The organism is Lyngbya sp. CCY1209 (genome assembly GCF_035615495.1).
Lineage (GTDB): Bacteria > Cyanobacteriota > Cyanobacteriia > Cyanobacteriales > Microcoleaceae > Limnospira.
This window is the reverse complement of record NZ_JAJENU010000365.1, coordinates 1-7,098: the sequence shown is the minus strand read 5'-3', so window position 1 is coordinate 7,098 and position 7,098 is coordinate 1. Positions and strand designations below refer to the sequence as shown.

7 protein-coding genes are annotated in these 7,098 nt (G+C 47.8%); 4 read left to right on the top strand and 3 right to left on the bottom strand.

Annotated elements, in window-relative coordinates:
* Window positions 1-330: 330 nt before the first annotated feature.
* Window positions 331-1,869 carry a glycosyltransferase family 39 protein gene (locus LKE08_RS10360; RefSeq protein ID WP_324704143.1) on the top strand — a complete coding sequence of 513 codons (1,539 nt, stop codon included), beginning with the start codon at window positions 331-333 and terminating at the stop codon, window positions 1,867-1,869.
* 9 nt (window positions 1,870-1,878) lie between these two features.
* Here LKE08_RS10360 and LKE08_RS10355 read toward each other — a convergent pair whose 3' ends face one another.
* On the bottom strand, window positions 1,879-2,055 hold the full coding sequence (locus tag LKE08_RS10355; RefSeq protein ID WP_324704142.1) for a hypothetical protein: 177 nt from the start codon (window positions 2,053-2,055) through the stop codon (window positions 1,879-1,881).
* A gap of 45 nt (window positions 2,056-2,100) precedes the next feature.
* On the opposite strand from LKE08_RS10355, the gene mrdA reads away from it, so the two are divergent.
* Window positions 2,101-3,885 (top strand): penicillin-binding protein 2, encoded by a 1,785-nt coding sequence (mrdA, locus tag LKE08_RS10350; RefSeq protein WP_324704141.1) that lies wholly within the window; start codon window positions 2,101-2,103, stop codon window positions 3,883-3,885.
* 297 nt (window positions 3,886-4,182) lie between these two features.
* Here mrdA and LKE08_RS10345 read toward each other — a convergent pair whose 3' ends face one another.
* Both LKE08_RS10345 and LKE08_RS10340 read right to left on the bottom strand, forming a co-directional pair.
* On the bottom strand, window positions 4,183-5,358 hold the full coding sequence (locus LKE08_RS10345) for a hypothetical protein (RefSeq protein ID WP_324704140.1): 1,176 nt from the start codon (window positions 5,356-5,358) through the stop codon (window positions 4,183-4,185).
* A gap of 314 nt (window positions 5,359-5,672) precedes the next feature.
* Complete coding sequence (locus LKE08_RS10340; RefSeq protein WP_324704139.1) at window positions 5,673-6,077, bottom strand: hypothetical protein; 405 nt, start codon at window positions 6,075-6,077, stop codon at window positions 5,673-5,675.
* Window positions 6,078-6,503: 426 nt separating this feature from the next.
* Here LKE08_RS10340 and LKE08_RS10335 point away from each other — a divergent pair, with 426 nt between their 5' ends.
* Window positions 6,504-6,746 (top strand): type II toxin-antitoxin system Phd/YefM family antitoxin, encoded by a 243-nt coding sequence (locus LKE08_RS10335; RefSeq protein ID WP_324704138.1) that lies wholly within the window; start codon window positions 6,504-6,506, stop codon window positions 6,744-6,746.
* Window positions 6,743-7,006 (top strand): Txe/YoeB family addiction module toxin, encoded by a 264-nt coding sequence (locus LKE08_RS10330; protein ID WP_324704137.1) that lies wholly within the window; start codon window positions 6,743-6,745, stop codon window positions 7,004-7,006. The genes LKE08_RS10335 and LKE08_RS10330 overlap by 4 nt, the downstream gene beginning before the upstream one ends.
* The last annotated feature ends 92 nt before the right edge of the window (window positions 7,007-7,098 follow it).

Below are 7,098 nucleotides of genomic sequence, written 5' to 3'. Positions count from 1 at the left end.
CTGCGCGCGGTCCTCGGCAGTCGGTATTAGGGAGTCGGAAACTGAAACGGCTTTTCTATAAGGGTTTGAAAATTTCTTACCCCATTTCAACTGTAACCACGTGAGCGCTCGTTGCTATAACTACGCCAGCCCACAGCGCTATAATTGTTAATTATTAATTATTAATTGTTAATTGTTTTCAACATGAACGCCAAATTCCGACGACTTTTAACCTTTACGCACCGGGAAGTTATGCCCAAATTGACGGGAAACCTTACGAACTCAAACAGTAAACCGAACCGATGGATTTATCCGATCCTATTGATAGGGTTTCTGAGTTATGGTTGTGCGATGTGGTGGGGACTCCCCGGGGACGTGAGTTGGGCCGTCGATTCCATCGATCCCAAAGTTGTGATTGATGGCGAGTGGAACTACCCGTACCCGCCACTGCATCGCTACCTTTTATATTTACTGTATTCTCCGATTATTTTAGCCGCCAACTGGGGATGGATTGATTTATCGACGATATTCGATTCTTCTCTTCTCAGGTTCCTGGGTAGAGGGCTATCCGTTTTCATGGGAACGGGAATTATTTTAATTGTCTTTTTAACCGGTTTGGAAGTGTTCAAAAAACGGTTGCCAGCCCTACTTTCTGCCTTTTTCGTCCTCGGCATCGTCTCGATGGTTTACTACAGCAAAACCATGAACGTCGAAGTCCCCTATGTTTTTTGGTTTGCCGGGGCGATGCTATTTTATGTTCGGGCAATTGAGAGCGATCGCTTCGTGGATTATCTGCTATTTTTTGTCGCCGCTTCCTTATCGGTTTGCACGAAAGATCAGGCTTACGGTCTTTTTATATTGCCGTCAATTTTCTTGGTTTACAATCACTTTAAACGGGCAGAAAAGCGACCCCTTATAAAAACAATTATCGATTTTTTAATCAAGCTAATATTGCCATTTTTGCTGGGTGCAATGGTTTTCCTAGCCGCCCATCAAATCCTGGTCGATATCACCGTCTTCATCCGACATCTGGGACGACTCAATTCTGCCAGTTACGATGCCAGCGAATTTTTCGTGCGATCGCAAAACAATATTCAGGAACATCTGTTTCTGATGTATAGATTTTTCCGAGACATCCGGTTTAATTTGGGCTGGCCCCTATTTGCGATCGCCCTAATTTCCATTCTATCATGTCTTTTCAAACGCAAAGAAAAATCCTTGTTGCTCTGCCTGTTACTCCCCTGCTTGTCTTACTACTTATTTTTTATCAGCATCATCCTGTATTCCCGCGATCGCTTCCTTTTACCGGTGTGTCTGATCCTCTGCCTATTTTGCGGTGATGTTATCGCGGACTTTATCGAAGATCGAAATAAGTGGCGATCGCGACTCAAAATCGGATGGGTGTCCGTCATTTGTATCTACTCTCTCATGTACGCCAATTCGGTCAATTTATTGATGCTTCAAGATTCCCGATATACCGCCGAAAACTGGATGGGTCAAAATCTCGACTTTCCCACCGAATTGGGTTACGTCGGATTTCTGCAATATCATCCCAGATACGACCGCCTGGAAGGAGTCGAAGCAGGCGGCATCTCCCCGTCAAACTTATCCGAAACGGTCGAAAAACAGAGCTCGCCCTATATCGTGACGACGAGGGGCTATTATCGCGATCGCTTTCCCGAAAATACCGATGAATATCGGGGATTTCAAGCCCTCGAAAATTCCCCATCCAAGTATGAGTTAGTATTTGAATATAAAAGTTCGCCAATTTGGAATTTTCTAGAAATCAAAACGGCGACCGAAAGGGAGTTTTATGACTCCCGATTCAAAGCCGGAAATTTCAATAAAATAAATCCAGAAATCCGCATTTTTAAGCGCGTCGAAAATTGATCGATAGCGTCATAGATTAGAGGTGAAAACCATCCGGATCGGATTCGGTCGCCCCCAAACAATGTATTCGGGAACGGATTGTCGCCGACGCCGCCGCCACTCCCCGGGGCGATCGATTCCCGTTTCCAAGCCGCATCGGGCGATCGCCGCTTCCATAAAAATTCCCAAATGTTCCGGATTCAGCACACCCTTTTGGGGGAAATAAACTGTAAGTCACTGCATCGGATAACTATGGCCGGTGAATCTCTGTTTACCATTGAACCTGAATATTTAGCTTCCGAAGAATCGGACGACCGTAAATTCCATCACCGCCGTCGCCACCGGGGGGTGATTGTGCTGTTATTGATCGGCAGTTTATTGAGTCTCTACGGCATTCAGATTGCCAACTTGCAACTCATCCGGGGCGAGATCAACTTAGATCGGGCGGAAAATAACCGCCTCCGCCTGCTTCCCGTCCCCGCACAACGGGGGGAAATCTTCGATCGCCGGGAACGCCGACTCGCCAGCAGCCGTCTGGCGCGATCGGTGTACCTCTGGCCCCGGGAAAAATCCCCCGAAGCGTGGCAAGAAACGGCGGAAAAACTGAGTCAAATTGTCGATATTCCCGCAGAAGAAATTCTCCAAACACTGGAAGAACAAGGGTACAATTCCCGGTTGTCCGTCCGCATCAAACCGGATATCACGCCCGGAATGTTCATCGCGATCGCCGAAAATTCCGCCGATTTTAAAGGGGTGGAAATTCGGGGCGAATCTCAGCGATATTACCCCGAAAACAAGCTCGCAGCCCACGTTTTGGGATACATCGGCGCAGCCAGTTTGGAAGAATTGGAAGCCCACCCCGAATACCCGATGGGGATGCTGACGGGACAGATGGGGGTGGAACGGATCGCCAACAAACAACTCGATGGCGTCTGGGGAAATCGCCTCATCGAAGTCAACGCCAAAGGGGAAGAAATCCAAGAGTTGGGAATTCAATCTCCCCGGATGGGTGAATCCGTGCAACTGACGTTGGATTTGAAGTTGCAAAAAACGGCGGAAACCGCCCTGGGAAATCGCCGGGGGGCGGTGGTGGCGTTGGACGTAAAAACCGGGGCAATTTTGGCGATCGCCAGCCACCCGACATTCGATCCCAACTGGTTCGCCGACGGGGTGACGGAGGCGGAGTGGCGGCGGGTGCAGGGTGGCAACCCCCTGTTAAATCGGGCGTTGCAAGGGTATCCGCCGGGTAGTACATTTAAAATCGTCACCGCGATCGCCGCCATCGAATCGGGCAAATATTCCCCCAATTCTACCGTGGCAACTTCCGCTGCCATCACTATCGGTGGAATCAGCTTTCACGAACACAATGATAAGGGCTACGGAACCATCGGATTTCGGGATGCTTTGGCGTTTAGCAGCAATACTTTCTTTTATCAAGTCGGCATGAATGCGGGGGCCCATCAAATTTCCAAATGGGGGAAAGAATTGGGAATCGGCGGTTCGATCGATTTAGATGTTTTGGGGCTCGACGGCGCCAACCACGGCCAAATTCCCACTCCGGAACAGAAAAAAGAATTGTACGATTTGCCCTGGTATACCGGCGATACCGTCACAATGGCGATCGGCCAGGGGTTGGTATTGGCGACTCCCTTAGAATTGGCGACGATGGTGGGTACCGTAGTTAACGGCGGCTACCGGGTCCAGCCGCATCTGTTCGCCTCCCAAACGAATACTCCCGAAACCCAACCCACCAAAACCGCCATTTCCCCCCAGGCGTTGAACGTGGTGCGGCAGGGGTTAATTGATGTGGTGAAAAAGGGAACGGGACGGGGATTAAATGACGGTTCCATCCCGTTGACGGGGGGCAAAACCGGGACAGTAGAAGTTCCCGGACAGCCGAATAATTCCATGTATGTGGGGTTCGGACCTGCGGATAAACCTGAAATTGCGATCGCGGTATTAGTGGAGGGCGGCGGTTACGGTTCCGTGGCGGCGGCGCCGGTGGCAAAGGCGGTGTTTCAGGCGTATTTTCAATAGTCTAGAAACCGGTCTAGAAACCGGGTTTCTATTGAGATCTCTGTGGGGAAATTGAAGATCCTTCTAGAAACCCGGTTTCTTCTTCCCCAGCGATCGCTCTAGAAACTCGGGTCTAGAAACCGGGTTTCTATTAAGATCTCCGTGGGAAACCCAAGATGCTTCTAGAAACCCGGTTTCTTTCTTGGTGGCGATCGCGCCTAGAAACTCGGGTCTAGAAACCGGGTTTCTATTGAGATCTCTGTGGGGAAATTGAAGATCCTTCTAGAAACCCGGTTTCTTTCTCGTGAGCGATCGCGTCTAGAAACCCGGTTTCTTTTTGTTCAACCAGATGAGCAATTTCATCCCCGCCGCCGCTACCAGAGCACAGCCGAAACTGATGAGAAGTGCGATCGCAAACGGATGTACATTTTCCCCCCGGTTTTCTTGCCAAGGATACGTCATCGGTTCGTCAAAAATCAACCCCACCGTGGAAGCGACGATCGCACCCACTGCAATGCCGACGCCGACAATTTGGATTTGATCTTGTAACTGTTGGTTTTGCTGTTGCAAGCGGCGATCGCGCTGGGCTTGTTCGATTTCCACGATACCACGAATGGAGGCGATCGCTTTATCGGATAAGTTGGAACCCTCCACAAAATAGTTGAGTTCGTCGGCGATGCGGGTTTGAAAATAGGGGGAAGTGCGATCGCTCAATTCTTGGAAAAAATCCAATTCCTCCCGTTTCACCTCATATTTTTGTTCCTTGAGGATATTAAAAATTTCCTCCCGTTTCACTTGATAATTTTTGGTATTGATGGCGATCGTATTGCGACAGTGCTTGTAATTTCGCAACAGTCGCGCATATTCCAAATCCAACTCCGCCAACTCCTTTAAAACCGTTTTCAAATCCTCCAATTCCGCCGAACTCAACTGCAAACTCGTCGTTTTTTCCCTCAACAACGCCCGAAACGACTTCACCCGTTTCTCCAACTCAATATAGGTGGCGTAGGTTTTTCGATACAGCGTCCGGGTGTCCCGATAAGCCGACAGCACCTTATTTCGATAGTAAAATAAATCGATAAACTGTCGGTAGGCATCCACCAACTTCTCGCTGGGCAACTCTTCCCGAAACAAGAGGATCAAAACGTGAGGGGTTGCGATCGCTTCCCCGTGCAGATCCGCGTCCACAATTTGCCCGCCAAACTCAAAAATCGGACTGCCGAACAGTTCCCCCACCCGTTGCAAAGGCGGGCGTTTTCTGCGAGAAGGAATCAAATATTTGACCATTTGGCGGGAAAATTCTTCCAAATTTTCAGCCGTTTTTTCAATTTCCGATTTCGGTAAAAATGCCGTCAACAGCAATGTTTGCCCCAAGGAACCACCGACAAAATCGGGCAGAAAAATTCCCCTATCCGTATTCAAATCGTGCCAAAAAGAAATCGGAACATCCGCCGTTTTCTCGCCCTTTTCCCGTTCCGGGCGGCGAAAATTCATCGTCAAACTATAACTGTCATCAAGTCGATGTGTCCACACCCTCCCGGCAATTGTCAAGTCAGACGGGGGCAGTTTTCCGGTTAATTTGAGGTAACTTTGCGGATGGAGATTGACTTGAGTTCCTTCCGGTTCTTCCGAGTTTTCCGGATACCCGGCAATGTGGAGGCGTTCGGTAAATCCTAACTCCTTTAAAATCTCATCCCCCCGTTCCCACAAGTGTTTTGGGTTGGGTGCAAGAGAATCCGATTCCCCTGTCAATCCCCGCCAGAGATGATAGGAGAATAAATGCAAATTAGGAGCGTAAACGGTGGGTATTACTGGTTTTTCTGAATCCATCGGCTCACACTTTGACGAACGTATAGAAACAGGGAGGTTTTGTCGGATTCTGAAGTGGGTGTAACGATGACAGTTTCTTCCGTTTCTTCAATAATTTGAAAGTTGGGAATTGTCCATTTTTGCTGATTCGGTTCCGGTTCCTGGATGTCATCAACTTCTTTTCGTTGATAATCCAGGGCTTTTTTAAATTCTTTTAGGACTTGTGGAAATTGTCCGATCCGGGTGATAATCAATTCCGAGGCTTTCTCCAGATCGGTTTCCGACAGAGCCTTCAATTCCGCCGCCAATTCCTGCATCGTTTTTAGGGCATCCTTTGGCAAAAGCGGCGGTTCCGTTTCCAAGAGTTGAGCGAACATAATCAGGGTTTCGGTGGATTGTTTCATCTGATTATTAATAAAGTTGTAGTTGGGGCTTCAGCCTCGATCATAGCACGAGATATCTAGAAACCGGGTTTCTATTGAGATCTCGGTGGGGAAACCTCGGATCTAGAAACCGGGTTTCTATTGAGATCTCGGTGGGAAACACAAGATGCTTCTAGAAACCCGGTTTCTTCCCTTGGGAGCGATCGCGTTTAGAAACTCGGGTCTAGAAACCGGGTTTCTATTGAGATCTCGGGGGGAAACCAAAAACCCTTCTAGAAACCCGGTTTCTTTGTTGGGAGCGATCGCGGATTTTAGCTTGACTTCTGACCCAAGTTGATGTATTCTAATACCATGAGAAAATGTGCCGCCATATATGAGCCCTACACGACGACTGCGCGTCGCACCATGCCATCAAGTCTATTCTCAAAAGAGCCGGTTCAAATAACTATGAATAAATATACCGCAGAAAATGCTAAAGACAACCTAGAAACATTAATTGATACAACCTCAGATTCTCACCAGCCAATTTTAATTACTGGAAAACAAAACAATGCCATTTTGATTTCCGAAGCCGATTGGCAGAGCATCCAGGAAACCTTACATCTATTGAGCATCCCCGGAATGAAAGACTCAATTGTAGAAGGACTCCAAACGCCAATCGAAGAGTGCGAAGAGGACTTGGATTGGTGACTTATAAAATTGTCTATACAAAACAAGCCAAAAAAGATGCCAAAAAAATTGCACAAAGTGGACTCAAAATAAAAGTTAAAAAACTGTTGGATCTTCTCCAAAATAATCCTTGGCAGAATCCCCCACCCTATGAAAAGCTGGTTGGAGATTTGACGGGTGCTTATTCTCGCAGGATTAATATTCAACACCGATTAGTTTACGAAGTGATTGAGTCTCAAAACACGATCAAAATTTTACGAATGTGGACACATTATGACTAAGCAGTGTCTAGAAACTGGGAGCGATCGCGTTTAGAAACTCGGGTCTAGAAACCGGGTTTCTATTGAGATCTCGGGGGAAAATCAAAGATGCT